The sequence below is a fragment of the Dyadobacter endophyticus genome (assembly GCF_014641595.1).
GTDB lineage: Bacteria > Bacteroidota > Bacteroidia > Cytophagales > Spirosomataceae > Dyadobacter > Dyadobacter endophyticus.
On the sequence record NZ_BMIA01000001.1, the window covers coordinates 2,587,428 to 2,605,006 of the forward strand.

The window sequence follows — 17,579 nt, forward strand, 5'->3', positions numbered from 1 at the left end:
TTTGATCAACTGAAACATTGTTACCCGTCCCGCTCAAAACCTGAGGGACAATCCCGCATTGTAGCTTTTCATGATCGGGTACTGGTATACGCCGAACGGACCTTCGATGGCTTCCGGATCGGAGACCTTGATTTTATCGAAGGTCAGTAAGTTAGCACCGGATACATATATACGTAACGCCCCGATACCCAGCTTGTTGGTCAAAGCCTTCGGCAATGAGTAGCCGAGCTCGACGTTTTTCAAACGAATGTAGTTGCCGTTCATAAGCCAGAATGAGGAAGAAACCCGGCTCGCTCCGTAACTGCTCGCACCGATACCTCCTACACGCGGGTATTTGGCGTCGGGATTTTCCGGTGACCAGGAATCCGTCCATATTTTCAATATCGCCTGCTCGTCCCAAAGGTCGCTGCGGTTCGGAAATACGAGCTTGCGGTTGGCAACGCCCTGTAACAGCACATTCAGGTCAAAGCCTTTCCAGCGCCCGCCGGTAGTGATGCCGTACATGATTTCCGCCGCCGTGCCCTGTTTCGATAGCACGACCATATCTTTCGAATCGATTGTACCGTCACCATTCTGGTCTTTCAGGATCACGTCCCCAAGCGACCATTCGTAGGTGCCCCATTTGGGCAGGTTTTCCAGGTCGGCCTGGGTGCGGGCTATGCCGGCTGCTTCATAACCGGACAAATAACCCATCGGACGTCCTGTCGGGATTTGATAATCGAACGCGCCGGCTGCGTAATCCTGCTGCTTTACTTTGTTTCTTGCAAAACTGAAATTACCGCCCAGGAAATACTGTAAGCCGTTTTTCAGGGTGTGGTCATGTCGCGCAACAATTTCGATGCCCTGGTTGCTCACGATGCCATAATTTTCTTTGGGGAGCGTCGCCCCGAAAGTATTGGGTATTGAAATCACCCTCGCCCCAAGAATATCGTAGGTATACTTTCTGAAATAATCCAGTTCAAAACTCAGCAATCCTCTCCACAGCGACCCTTCGAGACCGATGTCGGTAATTCGCGTTTTTTCCCAGGTAATGTTGTAGTTCGGCAATGCACCCGGAGCAATACCGGAAGTGGCCGAACCGAACACCGCACCGCTCGCAACGGAAAAGACGCTCTGGTAACCATACTCGGCCACATTTGCCCCACCATCATTCCCTAGCAAACCGTACGAGGCGCGCAGTTTCAGGTTGTCGATGTTTTTGAAATTGTTTTTAACAAACGATTCCTCCGACAAGCGCCAGCCTGCCGACACCGAAGGAAAGAAGCCCCAGCGGCCTTCCGGCGCAAATTTCAGGGAAGCATCCGACCGAAAGTTTGCTTCGAAGAGGTATTTCTCATTGTAAGAGTAAGTCACACGCCCAATGTAGCCCAACCTGCCGGTTTCGGAAGCGCTGCCGGTGGCGCTCTGGTTTTCGCTGGCGGCATTGCCGATAAATAGCTGCTCGATGGTGGGCGTCAGCAGCTTGTTCCGGCTGCCATAGAGGTAGTTCCCGGTGCCTTCCGCCTGCTCGTACATTCCCATGATGGTCAGGAAATGCTTTTCGTTGAATGTCTTTTCGTATTGCAATCCCGCGTTGAGCTGATAGGAATTAGCCTCGCTGAAAGACGCGTATGCGTTGTTCTCCCAGTCGCCCAGCAGCAGGCTGTTGGTTACTTCGTCCGTCAACAGGTGGTTGTGCCCGCCTGTGGTTTTGAATTCAGAAACCGGGTATTTTTTACGGACGGTCTTGTCGTAATCGTAGTATTTGCGGTAGTTGAAAGAGACGTTCGCTTTCAGACCGTCGACGTGCGGAATGGCATAATCCAGTTTCAGTATCCCATTGAATGTGTTTTTCCTAATGCTTCTGAAACCGGCGTTGTCGATCAGGCCGATGGGGTTCCACTGCTGGAATGCGCGGACATACTTATCCCCTATTTTCCAGGGCATGAACGATGGTTTGTTGAGCAGCCCGCGGTAAAGATCGTACATCCGGTCGTCGTCCCCGCCGTCGTACGGCCAGTACGGCCTGTCGCGTTTTTGGAGGCTGGCGTCTACCATCAATGCCATATTGAGGCCTTTCGCTATTTTGGCATCCACATTGGACCGTAGGTTAAAACGGTCGTATTTCAGGTTTTTGAACCCGCCATCCTGATAGTTATAGCCCAGACTGGAAAAGTACTTCACCTTTTCGCTCCCGCCCGACACGCTCAGGTTGTGCTGAGTGAAAACCGGGTTCTGCCAGGCGCCTTTAAACCAGTCGTAGTTGACGTTGTTGTTCCGGAAATAATCGATTTCATCCTGCGTATAATACGAAGGGTCGGTAATAGGCCTGTTGTTGAACCGGGCCACATTGTTGCGGTACAATGCATGTTCATACGCATTCATACGCTCGGGGACTTTGCTGGGAGACTCCTTGCCCACGTATGCGCTGTACGTGAAAGTAGGCGCGTCCGCGGTGCCCCGTTTGGTGGTCACGAGGATCACCCCATTGGCCGAGCGGGCCCCGTAAACGGCGGCCGAGGTCGCATCCTTCAATACCGAAATATTGTCTATTTCAGTCGTGCTGAACGCCTCGAAGTCGCCGGCGGTGCGGACTATCCCGTCGATTACATAAATAGGATCTGTTGAATTGAACGTGCTTTTACCCCTGATGATCAGCGTACTCCCAGATCCCGGCGCGCCGCTTTTCTGCGTTGCGAACAAGCCTGCTATGCGCCCCGCCAACGCATTGGTAATGTTCGCGGTGGGTACGTTTTTGATGGCGTCGGCAGACACCGTGCTTACTGCTCCTGTCATGGAAATCTTCTTCTGGGTACCATATCCCACGACGACCACCTCGTTCAGCGCGCTGGCCAACGGTTCCAGTTTAATATCCAGATAAGTCCTGCCTCCGATGGGCACTTCTTCGGATACAAATCCCACAAAACTGAACACCAGAATGCCGTCGCCGCCGGGCACGTCGAAGGAAAACTCGCCTTCCGCATTGGTGAGCGTGCCGGTGGTGGTGCCTTTGAGCAGGATGCTGACGCCCGCAAGCGGCACGCCGATCTCGTCGACTACCTTTCCCTTAACCGGCGCCATGTTGATCATCTGCGCCTCGTTCACTTCCACTTTCACGGGCGTGGGCGCTGCGGGAATGCGCGAGAGAATAATGTGCTTCCCGCTCAGCTCGTACCGGATGTTCATTGGCTGAAAAAGTTTGTCGAGCAGGTAACCCAGCGGCGCGTTGGTCACTTTGAGCGTAACCACATGCTGCGACTGGCCAATCTGGGGCGTGTAGGAGAACCGCACGTCAGCGATCCTTTCCAGTTCTTTCAGTGCAGGTCTGAGTTTTACCTCTGTCAGGTTCAGGCTGACCCGACGACTCAACAGTTCCTGTGCTGACAGATCGTTAGCCCAGGAAACCCCCATAAACACAAACGCCAGTAACGCCTGAACCAACGATATTTTCATACATTGGAATAGTAAATGTCTTGCTTGTTTCATACTTTTGAATCAGTTGTTCGTTTGAAAAATTCGGACACAAGCGATCCTTCCAACCTCTCCGGGATGCTAAGGATTAACACAGGCCAATGATGGAGCAAGCATCATTGGCCATGTTGCTTAAGAAGTATGGGATAGTAGTTATGTTCTCATGGGAAGAGGGATTTGGTTGAAAAGGTTAAAGGGTTAGGTAAGTCAAAAAAATATAGCGTTATGGTTTACATCCGGTGGTGGTGATCACTACCTGCGCGTCGATGATCTCGTACGACGCGCCGATCGTTTTGCAAACCACATTCAGTTTCTCCGGCAGGCTTTCATCTGAAAATGCGGCTGAAAACTGGCAATTTTCCAGTAATTCGGGGTTATAGACTACATTTACCCCATATGCTTTTTTAATATCTTCAAAAAACCTCACCGCGTAGGCGTCCTCGTATTCGAATCTGGGCAGGGATTTTATGTCGGGCAGCGATACGGGGTTTTCCACTAAGCGCTTGTCGAACAACTCCGCTTTCCGGTCGAACACCACAAGCTGGTTCGGCAGCAGCAGAATAGCTGACTGTTTCGGGGCACCAATTGCCCCATTATTCCTCACATTGTTCTGATAGACAGTTACTTTACCATCCAACACCTTTACCGTAACATCCGAGCCGTCGTCGAACGCGACTACCTCGAATTTGGTACCCAATACTTTGGTAACGACCTCGTTGGCATACACATAGAACGGCTTTCCGGCATTCGGAACCACATCCAGCGTTGCTTTTCCCGAGAGGTATACGCTGCGATTCTGCTGGTTATATGCGGAAGTAAAACTGACCTCGCTCTTCGGGGAGAGCATTACCGACGAACTGTCGGGCAGGTAATAAAGCTCTGGCTGCGCCGATTTGTTGGTGTGCCGGGTTACTGTGGAAGTACTTTCCAATGCGGTGATGGTTTCGGCATAACGGCCTTGGGGGGAATTTTTCGGCCGCCACGCCAGGTAACCCGTCGCTATGACTGCCAATGCGACGGCGGCAGCGACAGCGGCTCTCAGGTACCAGCCCGAACTTTCCCGGAGCGGCTTTACCGGCGCGGCTTCTTGTGTGCGGATATCTGCGTCGTGCGCTTCCGTGGTACGCAGGATCCTGTCGAGCAGCTTTGCTTCCTCTTCTTCGGAAAGATACGTTCTCGAATAGCTCGTCAGCCCCAGCAGCACCGCATTGAGCAGTTCCCCCGCTTGTAGCCATTCTGTTTTTTTGTGGGGATAGATGCCGAGGTACTCCGCCCAAAACGCCTCTGAGTTCGCTGAGGGAGCCAGGCGATGCCTCAGAAACTGATCGTCCGTTACGAAGTCTACCGGTCCAAAATGCTCGTATGTGTTGTCCACTGCAAGATTGTTTTACAGTTAGATAACAGATACTTCATTTTCATACTCGGCAGGTTGAATAAATTTTAAAAAAATTTTAAAAGTACCGGGAGTTACAAAATATTATTTTCAAAAGGAGCCGGATTGAAAAATGAAGAATGCCGCTAAAAGCCAGCCACGTAGTTTTTCCATGGCTCGAAATACCAGATTATGCGCCGACTGGGTATTGACTTCCAGCACCTGCCCTATTTCGTTGTAATCCATGTTTTCGACGAACCGGAGTCGGATGGCTTCCTGCTGGCGCGGTGGGAGCCGGGCAACCATGCGAGTAAGCAGTTCCTCCCTGCTTGCCGATTCCTCCTTTTGTGTGAGGATATCTTCTGCGGAGGATTCGAACCACAGGTCCTCGAAATTCTCCTGGGGCACAAACATATGCGGGCGCTCCTGCCGTTTCAGCAAATGCAATATCCTGTTTTTCAACGCAACAAACAGGTACGAACGAATGTTGTCGGGAACAGTCAGCCGCTCGCGTCTGATCCAGATCTCGGCAAAAACATCATGAATGCAGTCCAAGACGAACTCCTCGGAAATAGACACCAGGCTCATCCCGTAACGGTACATTGCCTTCACGTGCAATCCGTAGATTGCCGCATAAGCCTCTTTGCTGCCAGAAAGGAGCTCCTTCCAGCATTTTGTTTCATCTGTGGGTTCGCCGGCCATTGCCTGGATATTTTTCACCGGTAAAGTGAAAGATAAAAAACCTTAAATACAAAAAAAATTCACGGTTTGGGGAAACACCCCCATTTTCTGGTCGCGGTACGATTTTTGTATGGAAAATGGTCTCACCTGTTCTTCACTTTCAGTTTAACCACTTTTCGATCAGCCACTTATGAACACACTACCACTCTGGCTCGCATTTACGGGCCTTCTGATGCCGGCGGCCGACGCCTGGCAAACCGCCGGGGGCCGTCTGGTCGCAACGGTTGTTAAAAGTCCCCTGAATGAAAATGTCGGCTATTTCTTTGCCCTGCGGCAAGTGCCTCTTGCCGACAAGCATTACATTTTTTCAGCAGATCTTCTGAAGAAAGCTGTTTTTGTCGACGGGGACAAGAACATCTTCCTGAGCCACACTATGACCGTGAAGAGTGCCAAAGGGTTCGAGATGTACTTTTCAGCAACCGACTATAACATTACCCTGGCTGTAAAAGAGGCGAAACGAATTGACGACGGGACGACGGAGTACAAGGGTACGTTGTTCGTCCGGCATGGCTCTGAAAAACACAAGTTCGCCGTGCATGGCTTCCAAAATCGTTGAGTGAAGGTATTACATCCGTGCTGTTCCGTTGCCTGGGACAGGCTTACACCTATTTGGCACAAATCTCCACCTCATTCCGGTGGATCTGAGGTAGCATTGCGGTGTCGCTCAAAACTTCACCCATGCTATTATGAAAAAACTGTTCTACTTACTGCTGGCATTATCGCTAACCACCCAGGCATTTGCCCAAAATGAATTTATTACCCGATGGAACCTGGCCAATGTCGGATCAGGACTGACGCAGCTCTACTTTGTAATCAACTCCACCGGGCCGGTCAGCTATTCCTGGACGGAAGTATCGCCGGGTAGCGCCTCGGGCTCGGGGACATTTACCGGACCGATAAGCATTATCACCGGGCTGCCTACGGGTGCTACGATCGACGTCAGTATTAGCCCCACCAATTTCAGTAACATCATTGTCGGTGTAGGCGGCGACGCGGAACGGCTGATTGATGTCCGGCAGTGGGGAACGACCGTATGGACAACTATGGCGACAGCGTTCCTTGGTTGCTCCAATTTGCAAATCAGCGCAACCGATATGCCCAATCTGAGCCTGGTTATCAGCATGGCACGGATGTTCTCCAGCTGCAAGGTATTGACCGGACCGACTAATATAGGTGCCTGGAATACCGCCAGCGTCACGAACATGAGCGCGATCTTTGAAAATGCTTCCATGTTCAACCAACCCATAGGTACCTGGAATACAGCGAATGTAACCAACATGTATGGTATGTTTTCCAATGCCGCCGCATTTAACCAGCCGATCGGCAGCTGGAACACAGCCAACGTATTGAACATGAACAGCATGCTTTTTGGTGCCAAGGTCTTTAACCAACCCATCGGCAACTGGAATACCGACAAGGTTACCGATATGAGGGGCATGTTTCTGGACGCCTACGCATTTAACCAGCCCATCGGCAGCTGGAACACTGCTAATGTCACCGATATGAGCCTGATGTTTCTGAATGCCTCCGCATTCAACCAGCCGATCGGCAGTTGGAACACAGCCAAGGTTACCGGCATGACCTTTATGTTTAACAGCGCCACGGCCTTCAATCAGCCAATCGGGACATGGAATACCGGCAATGTTACCGATATGAGTTTCATGTTTCAGCATTGCCAGTTCAACCAGCCGATCAATGGCTGGAACATCGGAAAAGTCACGACGATGAGGGGCATGTTTGCGAACGACACGCTCTTCAATCAGTCCATAGGCATATGGAACACCGTTAATGTCACGGATATGAGCTCGATGTTCGCTGGCGCTAAGGCATTTAACCAGCCGATCGGGAACTGGAATACTGCCAATGTTACCAACATGAACAGGATGTTTCAAGACGCCTCCGTATTTAATCAGCCCATCGGCACCTGGAACACCGCCGGCGTCAGGGATATGACGTCGATGTTTTTGAGCGCTCCGGCCTTCAACCAACCCATCGGGACCTGGAACACCGCCAACGTGATGGCTATGGAGAGCATGTTTCAGGGTGCAACTCAATTTAACCAGGCCATCGGCGGATGGAATGTAGCTAGCGTGGTGGATATGAGTAGCATGTTTTTCAGTGCCAAGGCCTTTAATCACCAGATCGGCGACTGGACTTTCAGTGCGGCCGTCAACCTGGGCAGTATGCTGAATAACAGTGGACTGGACTGCATTAATTACAGCGCCTCGCTGATCGGATGGAGCAACAACGCCCTCACGCCCAACGACCTCGAACTTGGCGCATTCCAACGACCATATGGCACCAATGCGGTGGCCGCCCGAACAAACCTGATCAGCAACAAGGGCTGGATAATCAACAACGATGAGGCTTCGGGGACCAATTGTGCTTTACCCGTGAGGCTGATCAGTTTCACAGGCAAACAGCAGGGCAACGCCGTTTTACTAAACTGGAAAACAGCCGGTGAAGAAAACAATGCAGGCTTTGAAATCGAAAGGAGTGCTGATGCCCGGAAGTTTGAAAAAATCGGTTTTGTCGACGGCAGCGGGGATGCCAGTGAAGTGAGGAAATATGATTTTACGGACTCAAACCCATTCCCGACCAGTTACTACCGCCTGAAACAGATCGATTTTGACCATACGTTCGACTATTCCAGTATTATTTCGGTCAAAAGTCATGCGGCAATGTTTGGAATTTACCCTAATCCGGCTCAAAACCAACTATTTGTGAAGAATTTGGGAACGAACAATGAAGTATCCATTTCCAATATTGAAGGGAGATTGTTACTGAAAAAAGAATTCAATGCAGCGGTACCCATTGATATTCATGTGCTTCCTCCCGGACTATTTTTTGTCAAAATCGGGGCGGAAACGCAGAAGCTTGTAATCCAGCGATAGCATTAAGATAAACCATTATTGAAGAACTTCCGCCCCCCAAAGGAAGCCTAATACCTTTTTGACTTCCGTATACGTTACATGACGGCACCAGGTTTCGATAACGGTGCCGTAGGTTGCACCTTCGTGCAAAGCATTCAGAAGCGGGGGTATTTCAATCTGGTTAAGGTAAACCATTGGCCTTAAAAGATTAGGATGCACCAATGCACGCCGGATTTCGACCCGGTCGCCCGTGACAGCGAATTCGGAGCTGAATGCCAGCTGGTCCGACAAGCGAACGGGCTTGTCCCAAAGAAAACGGATAAGCGGATCGATGGGGATGGCTGGCGGTTCTTTGATTTCCCGTGCCGCGTCCTCCCGGGTCGACCGCTGTTTTACCAATGCAGTAAAGTCATTGGAAACAGTTATGTCGTCCAGGCGAAAGTTTCTTCTTTTTGCCCAAAAAGAGGACGGCGTTTCCAACTTGCCCGACTGTGCATAATAGTCGGAAGTCCAGCGGCAATGACTGGCCACGGCGTCGGCGAGCTTACTTTCATAGAATGTCCTGGCCACAGCCGGGTTTCCGTCCGAAAGCATCGTATGGACCGCGATGGCCGTTTGCAACGAAAAGCGCATCGCTGCCTCCACCCCTGTTGAGGATAGGGGATCGAGTGTAAATGCAGCCTCGCCGATCTTTATGAATCGCTCGTCCCACGGGCGGGTATGCACGTAGGCGTTCACGAGGCAGCTTTTGATGCCCGTATTCAAAGTATCGTTAGCCAAAGGTGCGAATAACCGCGAGTTGGAGCGCATTTGCTGTAATACCCTTGCCGGACCTTTTTCTTTAACCGACTCCGGGTCCGCGAACGCCATGATGCGATACTGGTTCCCCGGGACCGGCGCGCCCCATATCCATCCTTCGTCAACCGTTTCAATACGGGTTTCGTGGGGTCGGGCCGGCATTGCATTGGAAGGAACGTTCGTCCAGATACCGACCGACGCCGGGGCCAGTTCAACCCGCTCGCGGGAATGCGCGCCCTTCCGGCCACGACCGTCTAAAACTACGCGGCTGGTAATCTGTTCGTTACCAGCCGCCGACTGTATTTTCAATTCATACTGATCATTGCGAAACGACGAGGCGACTACTTTCGCAGGCTGGAAAACATGTAGTCCCTTACCTACTGCCAATGCCAGTAGGTGCGCGTCCATCCGTGCCCTGTCGACCATCAATCCAGCGCCCCGTTGTCCCGCTTCCAGCAGGGCAGGCTCGCCCTCGCCCCACGCGACCCTTGCCGGTATATCGCGCAGGTAATGAGCATCTTCCAATAACTCTCCGGCCCCGAGGTAAGCAAAAATATGCCGTACCCCGGGCGAAAGCGATTCCCCGATCTGCGGGCGGGGAAACGCTTCCTGCTCAACGAGCGCTACCGAATGCCCCATTTCCATTAAACGGATAGCTGCGGTAAGCCCGGCCGGGCCGGCACCGATAACTACGATTTCAAATTCCTGAACCATAAGCCATTACATGTTCCATCCGGGCGCCAGACGCGATAGCCTCTCGTGGGCCTGTATCGTATAATGCAGCCACGCGCGTATGTAGTCGCACGAGAGCCTTCCTTTGGCGATCACCTCGTGATGGCACCCGCCCCCGCACAGGTAACGGGCCCAGCATTGCGTGCACGGGCTTTGATTGCCCACGTGGCGCGACGACAGCCAGTTATTCTGTAAAGTTGCGTCGATGCCGTCGCTGAGGTTACCCATTTTGCCTTCGTCCTCATTCACGAACCGATGGCAGGCAAAGAGCTCCTCGTCGGCGGAAACACCCATGTAACCGGCACCGGCCCCGCAGGGATACGGCCTGTGCGTACCTTTTGAAATCTCCTTCAACGCATTCACCATATTCAGGAACGGGTATCGCTTGCCTGCCAGGACGCTTTTCTCAAAATTCAGCCCGCAGGCAATCATGTTTTCCAGTAAAACCGAAAGCTCTTCCTTCCCCATTTCGTCCCGGCCGTTCATCGACCTTAATAACGGCGAAAATCCGACGCTGTGAAAACCCATTCTGATGAATTCATCGAGCATAACCGGCAAATCAAGGTTGCGCGGCGTGACGGTAACGCGGGCGGAAACCTGCATTTTGCCCTGCATAGCCAGCAATGGCCCCAGGTTTTTCATAATCAAATCAAAACTTCCCTTCCCCCCTTTCATCGGCCTTTGCAAATCGTGGCTTTTACCAATGCCATCCAGGCTCACGGTAACTGCGAAGCCATATTCTTCAAAAAACCCGGCGTCAGCTTCGGTAACCATCGTACCATTGGTGGTAATCGAAAAACCGACTTTGATTTTCTTTTTTTCGGCTTTGGAAACGGCATAGGCGGTGGCTTCTGTCAACGCTTTCCGGTTCGCGAGCGGCTCGCCGCCCAGAAACGTCAGCTGTACCTTTTCTCCCTCCGGACATTCGTCCATCAGCAGGTCTATCGCCCTCAGCGCCGTTTCCAGCGACATACTTTTAGCCTGCCCGCCAAAGCTGCCCTGATCGGCATAGCAATAGGTACAACCCATATTGCATTTCTGCGCGATGGCCAGCGAGAGTGCATACAGCCTGGGGCTTTCCAGTGGCGTGCTATCCACATAGTCGGGTGCGGAAAGGCCGCATCTGACCAGCAAATCCTGCAATTCTGCTTCATCGCCTGCGTCCAGTGCGCGGGAAATCCTTTGCTCGATGTCGCCCGCCACGGCGTAAAGCCTGCTGCCGTTCGGAATGAAAAGTTGTGACTGCCTTCCGCCTTTGATCAGGTGGGCCGACGGCGATTTGGGCCGGGACTGCGTGGCAATAGTCCCGGCCAGTCGTGAAACCGCCGGTTCGATTTCAGCTGTTAAGTGCATCTTTTCCTTCCACGATAAAGTTGAGCTCGCCCTGCCAGTTAATGAACAGGTCGTCATAGGAAAGCAATCGGGTATTGACCCGGTCGTCGGGGATGTATTTGCCGGTGCGTTTTTTAGCCATCCAGCTGTCGCCGGTACTCAGTCCCTTTTCGTCGGCAACGACATTGACGTAGTCGGGCCTGCTGGCTGCCCAGTAATAGCAGGCGCATTCGCGGTAGTCGTTCTGCCACGGGGCGCAAAGTCCCTGCGTAAGTTCACCGGGTTTAATGATCTGGTCGGAAAGTGCGGCGCTGTCGCCTTCGAAAACCTGATTGACCGTCAGCATTACCTTGGTATACCGGGCAGGGTCATCGAGTTTTTTGAGGTCCACAACTACTTCATGCGTGCTGGTTTCAGCCGTAAAATAGCAAGCAACCTGCTGCCCCTGTTTTTGCAGGACATTCACCATCGAATTGGACCATTCCATAAACGATACGCCGTTCGGGTTGGCTTCCGTGCGCAGGGCTACGCTGTCCCCATCCGGAAACACGGGCCCGGAAGTAGCGACCATCGTAGGCTTCCCATCGATAGCCACCAGGCGGTGATGGATTAAATGCTTAAAGGCATCATCGGCATCTATCACGTAATTGTTGTTTTCAATTAATACAATTCCCTGAAATGCCCTCCGCCACAGGTTCCGGAAATCAAATTCAAGGCCGGGGAAGCAGTTGGATATGGCGGTCCGGGGCAAGACGCTGACGGGATTCCCTTTTCCACGGTAATGCAGCTGGGCGGTAAGGTTGGCAGGAGCCAGCGGCACATCGTCTGCAATATGTGCGAGGTCGCCCCCGGGCATAAGCGATCTGGCAGCGGCTTTGATCACCATGTTGATCTGCCGGGAGGTAAACGTAAGCGACCGCCCATCTGCCCCGCGCATCAACGCGGGCATTTTGCGAAGTGCCTTGGCCGAAAGATCGCCGATCTCCTCGGGTTTGCGGAGCAGGTCCGCAAACCAGGGCGAGGCTCCGGTGCTCAGGCCTGCAAAAACGCGTTCGTGCAATACCTGCAACGCCATATTGTCGACCAGCGAAGTGGCCATAATAGGCTCGTAGAGGCGTCCGAAGTCGTTGGTATTCTGCCTTACCATCGTGCTCGCCACGTTCAGTTTGCCTTCGTAGGCGTTTCCGTTCATAATGGCGGTGTTCATCAACCGGATCGTTTCGAATGCGCGGCGTATGATCTCCTCCGCTTCCTCAATCGTTACTTCTTCCTTAATGTCCGTACCCAGCAGAATTTGTTCCAGCTCGTCGGACACGACGCGTATCGGCAGCGTGTCGGGCGCGTAAGCGGGCGGGCCCGCGCTGATGTGTGCATTGGCCGACAATACCGTGCCCACCGGCCCGGAGAGCTTCACCGTCACGAACCCGTCGCATTCATCGTCCAGGTAGCCCCAGCTTACCTGGTTGCCGTTTTTATCCGCATACCCGGCAAATATCTGCGCCGGATTGGTATAAAGCGGGTTAGGCGTACTCGTTTCGGAATAGCCATGCCATTTTCCTTTTTTAATATCATATAAAATAGGGTCCTCGCGCCGGCCGGCAAATACCGGGTCGATCTCTTCCTTTCCGTTATTGAACCTGGTCAGGCTGGAACCGTATACCTTCCCGGCAGCGGGTGTAAACCGGAACCGAATTTCAGGAAAATCAGGTGTTGGTTTGATGAATTGCACATACCCGAGCGGCAGCGTTTTGCCGTCGATGAAATTAGGGCATTCTCCAAGCAGCGGTTTCAGCTCGTGGGACCGGATGTCATCCATGTCGGCATACATCTTGTCGTTTTCGTCGTTCGTCCTTCTGAATATCTTGATATTGCCCACACGAACGTCCCAGCTAATGTCTCCCAGTTCGTGGCCCGCCTTTTGAAGCAAGTCGACCGTGAGCGGCACCAGCGCATCCGGTGCCTGGTCGGTAATGGCAAACACTTCAAGGAACGGGGCGACCGGGTGCGCTTTTCCGGTTTTGTCGTCCAGGCTTTCGGCATCTTTGAACTGTACTTTTTTCGGTTGGTAGGCCGTTATTTCGCCGGTCGACGGATGCACATTAAACGTTTGCTCCGGTACGATTTTCCGGAAATCCAGGGGCTTTTCTTTGGATAGTTCGAGACCATAAGCGGCCATTGGCTCGTCCGATTCACCCAAACGCCCTATCGCGATGGGCGGAAGTATTCTTAATGCTAGAATTTTCATATCCGGCAATGGTTTTTGGCTTTGATGTGTTGAGAAACTCAGGCCAGCTCGGCCTGCATAAGTTGGGAAATGGCTTCAAGCAGCTTGCGGTCAATCTCCTGCAATGCATTGAGGTACTGGCTATGCGGCTGCGTTTTCAATGCCTTCAGGCTGGCGATGAGCTTGGCCGACGCTTCGAGCAAATCGCGGTGCAGGCGCCAGCGGTTGTGCTCGCCGAATGGCAGATCGAAACTGTACGGCGATGTAAACGGCGGACCGGCCATCAGCTTGCTTCCTTTCGCCAGCGGCGTTTGCACGAGAATGGTAGCCAGGCTCCTGAGGTTGTACATCTCGCCAAAAGTAGAGTTGATGATCAGGCCGCGTGGCGTAAACGAGCCGACGTTGTTGTTGCCATTGTCCAGCAGAAAACTGTGATTGAGGAAGTTAAGCAGTAAGCGATAACGTGTATCAAAGAGTTCGGCCCACAAAATGCCTTCCTCGCTGGTAATCTCGTTCTGCTCCATTTCATCTGCCGGCTCGTTCGATGCCGTGCCCGCATGGTCAGGGTCGCCCGCATACGGATTGGTGGCGACATTGTATGAAGGATCAAAATCCCCTCCCGACTCTTTCAATATAGACTTAAACTCCTCATATATAAACAAGAAGCGCTCGAAATGCGATGGCGTGTCCGAGGCCAGCTCATCGCCTTCGCCCTGCTCGGCGATCTGTTCGAGGGCATTGTAGGCATCATCGCGGGACAGCAGCGGCGCTACCAGCACGTCGGGACTTTTGGTGAATTTGCCGCCATTGGCGCTTCCTCTGTCTCCCCCGGTATAACCCCGGCCCCATTCGTCAAATTTGGCCTGATAGGGATAGGTTCCCGGCTGAAACGCGTCGTCGGAGATCACATCCGGGTCCTGGATCAGTTGCAGCAGCACTTTGAAAAGCGCGCCCACAGTATGCGGGTCCGAAGCTTGCGCATGCACGCTTTTATTAATTTCCTTGGCGGTCGGGTTGTCACTGCTGAGCCACTCCGCTGGCGCTTCGGCATATACGTACTTTGCCAGCGACCCGAGGGTAAATTTCTCCAATGTGAAAGGGAACGGATAAAACGGCACGTCCCAGGGATAGCTTTCACGGCCGAAATTGAGCGGGGCGCCGATGATTTTCAACACATTTTGAACGGAGATAAAATGCCCCATTTCCTCCTTGGCGATCCCGAGAATGATGTTTTTCCAGTTATGAACCCGTTCCTTGTACTTCTCCTGAATTTGGGGCCCGCCAATGCTGTAAGCCGCATACAGGTATTGCAGCATCAGTCCGTGTTCTATTTCCGCATCGACATGCAGGAGCATGGTGATGTAGTCTTTTCCGGTAAACTGCATGGGAACAACAAACGGCATTTCAGCATCCGCCCCGGCATCCGTTGCCGACACATCGGCCAGACCTTTCAGGCGAACTTCTTTGTGTTTCTGATTGGCCCTGGCCCATTCCAGAACCGGATCAATAAAAGATTTTCTTAACTGTTTTTCGTCCATGATGATAATTTTTGTGTAACAGGTAGGCAATACATTTCCTAAGCCAAATGCAGGTGCACTGGTCACTGAAAAAGCAATATGAAGGAATTTAGTGGGGCGCTTAAAAAAAGCTACTTCGAAGTAATTCTATAAGCAAAAAGCAAATAGTTTCGTAACCTACCCGTCGCGAAACTATTATTTTTTTAAGAAAATAAATAAGTAATGCCTGCCTTGCCGGGCGAAAGCGTCATCAAATCGTAGTGTATTCGATCTTCGGCGAATGGCCACTGGTCCAGTTTACATTGGGCAAATCAAATGCCAATGTGACGGTAGTTCCTTCACTTCCGTCGATATGAAGTATCCCGCTCACCTCCGTGGCTAATCCATGCATAAGGCTCATTCCCAAAGATTGCACCTGGCTTGCATCGAAATCGGGCGGCAGCCCCATGCCGTTATCTTTGATCATCAGGGTTACCTGAGTTCCTACCTTATATTTAAAGCTAACCGCTATTTTGCCCGGCCGGCTTTCAGGAAAAGCATACTTAATGGAATTGGTTATTGCTTCGTTGAGCAGCAACCCTATCGGTATGGCGTGTGAAACATCGAGGCTGATCTCATCTACGTCCGTTAAAAATGCAATATGATGCATCGAACCAAAACTGTCGCGCAAATACATGACCAGTTCTTTCATATACGCCTGCATGTTAACAGTCGTAATATTCTCGGTCAGATATAGTTTTTGATGGATTAAAGACATTGCTTCAATCCGGTGCTTACTATCCATCACCGCATCAAATTCGCCGTTGTTCAGGTAAGAAGCCTGCGAATCGATCAGGCTGACAATCATCTGAAGGTTGTTTTTCACACGATGGTGAACTTCGCGTATCAACCACTCCTTTTCCTGCACCAGTTGCTCCAAATAGGCGTTTTTCTGAGCAATGCTGTTGCTATATTTCTTAACGATTTTCCACCTGCTGAAAAGCGAGAACAATAAAAGGAATGAAATCAAAAAGGCGACGATCGTCACATTTCTCGTCGTGTTACTTCTGCTAAGTAACTCAACCTGCGTTGCGATATCTTTTTCAAGCAGTTTAATATTCTCCGATTTCAGTTTAATTTCCGCATCCTTTTTTTCGAGATCATACCGGGCAGCAAGCACTTTTAACTCATCCTCCGACCGGAGAAGGTTCAGGGAGTCGCTATACGCTTTATAATTGAGGTGATTAAAGAATGCACTTTTAAATTTCCCTGAAACTGAATCGCTACGGTAGCTTACATAATAATAATCCTGTAAGATGGACAGGTCAGTAGTTTTTTCCTTTAACAGGGAATATTTATCCAGATATACTCTGGCCATTTTTATATTTCCGACCAGCAGGTAATACTCTACCGCGTCACGATAGAGGTTTGCATTGAACGAAATTTTCCCCTCCGGTTCGTAGGCGAGGCATTTATTTAAATAATAATAAGCTTTGGGAGCATTACGGGATTTTAGAAAAAAAAGGCGTAGATCTTCTTCGATCTCGTATTTAACAAACAAAGTCATGTTTTTCGAATGCTTTTGCAGCAATCTTTCCAGGTAGGATATCTGGGCATTCATTTTATCGCCCATTTTGATACTGGTATCAATGATATTCCCCAATATTTCGACCGTGCCATCGTCCCATGCATTTTTGATAGCAAATGACAATCCCTTTTGCAGAAATTCCAACGCAGTCTCGAAACGTCCCAGTTTGGCATAAGTAACACCGAGCCGATTGTACGTTGTTGCTGCCACAATGGAAGTGTCCTGCCTTTCTTCCAGCACCTTCACGGCCATATGCCCGTAAGTAAGCCCGTTATTTAAATCGCCAGAGACAGTATAGATGTGGCCGATCAGGTTATATACCGACTGTAATGCCTCATATTTCGACTCCTTATAGAGCGTAATTGCTTTCCTGAGGCAGGAAATTGCTTCTGCCGGTTTGCCCTTCAACTGATAAAGGTCCCCGAGTTCCAGGTAGGCATTCGCTTCGTGAATTTTATCGCCGGCAGCTGCAAACCGGTTTACCGCCAGTTTTACAATATCGATCCGCTGGTCCATTCCCGGGCCATCCCAGTGATAATAATGGCGCAGCTCCATCAGCGCCGCGCCTTCGCGATCGGGATTATTGGTTTTCCTGAATAGCTTAATAGCCTCATTTACTTTTTGAATAGCCGCCGTTTTATTGCCGGATTCTTTTTCTATCTGAGAATCTAAAAGGAAAATATCACCGCTCACCAAATCGGAATGCAATTTGTAATTCAATTTGGCAACTGCATGGCAATAATAGCGGGCAAGTTGCAGGTCCTCTTTGGTTTCACCAGGTTTCAGCAAATAAAAATAACCTAATTCGACCAGCCACTTTGCTTCCTCAACGGGTGTTTTCGCCTCTGCCAATTTCGTTTTCAGCTCCCGCAAGCGCGCAACCTGATCGTACCCCTCGGCGCATGCGCTTTGGGCCACAATAGTTAATGCGATTGCCAGCGCATAAATGTATTTCATGAAAAGTTTTATTTAA

General features: G+C 51.1%; 10 protein-coding genes. 2 read left to right on the top strand and 8 right to left on the bottom strand.

Annotation, left to right across the window (positions count from 1 at the left end):
* Positions 1 to 33 precede the first annotated feature (33 nt).
* The 3 genes from IEY24_RS10450 to IEY24_RS10460 all read right to left on the bottom strand — a co-directional run bounded on the left by IEY24_RS10450 (position 34) and on the right by IEY24_RS10460 (position 5,542).
* Positions 34 to 3,432 (bottom strand): TonB-dependent receptor, encoded by a 3,399-nt coding sequence (locus IEY24_RS10450; RefSeq protein WP_188931396.1) that lies wholly within the window; start codon positions 3,430 to 3,432, stop codon positions 34 to 36.
* Between the two features lie 241 nt (positions 3,433 to 3,673).
* Positions 3,674 to 4,825: a FecR family protein gene (locus tag IEY24_RS10455; protein WP_188931398.1), complete on the bottom strand. Its 1,152-nt coding sequence runs from the start codon at positions 4,823 to 4,825 to the stop codon at positions 3,674 to 3,676.
* A 108-nt stretch (positions 4,826 to 4,933) separates the two neighbouring features.
* Positions 4,934 to 5,542, bottom strand: a complete 609-nt coding sequence (locus tag IEY24_RS10460) for an RNA polymerase sigma factor (protein ID WP_229221813.1) — start codon at positions 5,540 to 5,542, stop codon at positions 4,934 to 4,936.
* A 151-nt stretch (positions 5,543 to 5,693) separates the two neighbouring features.
* Between IEY24_RS10460 and IEY24_RS10465 the strand changes: the two genes are divergently transcribed.
* Entirely contained in the window at positions 5,694 to 6,119 is a 426-nt protein-coding gene (locus tag IEY24_RS10465; RefSeq protein ID WP_188931400.1) for a hypothetical protein, read from the top strand.
* Between the two features lie 130 nt (positions 6,120 to 6,249).
* Positions 6,250 to 8,457 carry a BspA family leucine-rich repeat surface protein gene (locus tag IEY24_RS10470; protein WP_188931402.1) on the top strand — a complete coding sequence of 736 codons (2,208 nt, stop codon included), beginning with the start codon at positions 6,250 to 6,252 and terminating at the stop codon, positions 8,455 to 8,457.
* 15 nt (positions 8,458 to 8,472) lie between these two features.
* Here IEY24_RS10470 and qhpG read toward each other — a convergent pair whose 3' ends face one another.
* The 5 genes from qhpG to IEY24_RS10495 form a co-directional block, all read right to left on the bottom strand.
* The gene (gene qhpG, locus IEY24_RS10475; RefSeq protein ID WP_188931403.1) at positions 8,473 to 9,948 is read right to left on the bottom strand and encodes a flavin-dependent monooxygenase QhpG; all 1,476 of its coding nucleotides are present in this window, start codon (positions 9,946 to 9,948) and stop codon (positions 8,473 to 8,475) included.
* A 6-nt stretch (positions 9,949 to 9,954) separates the two neighbouring features.
* A complete protein-coding gene (locus IEY24_RS10480; RefSeq protein ID WP_188931404.1) occupies positions 9,955 to 11,319 on the bottom strand; it encodes a radical SAM/SPASM domain-containing protein in 1,365 nt (454 codons plus the stop codon).
* Entirely contained in the window at positions 11,303 to 13,543 is a 2,241-nt protein-coding gene (locus IEY24_RS10485) for a hypothetical protein (protein WP_188931405.1), read from the bottom strand. Before IEY24_RS10485 ends, IEY24_RS10480 begins: the two co-directional genes overlap by 17 nt.
* A 38-nt stretch (positions 13,544 to 13,581) precedes the next feature.
* The gene (locus IEY24_RS10490; RefSeq protein WP_188931406.1) at positions 13,582 to 15,060 is read right to left on the bottom strand and encodes a ferritin-like domain-containing protein; all 1,479 of its coding nucleotides are present in this window, start codon (positions 15,058 to 15,060) and stop codon (positions 13,582 to 13,584) included.
* Between the two features lie 229 nt (positions 15,061 to 15,289).
* Positions 15,290 to 17,563 (bottom strand): histidine kinase dimerization/phosphoacceptor domain -containing protein, encoded by a 2,274-nt coding sequence (locus IEY24_RS10495; protein WP_188931407.1) that lies wholly within the window; start codon positions 17,561 to 17,563, stop codon positions 15,290 to 15,292.
* Positions 17,564 to 17,579: the final 16 nt, after the last annotated feature.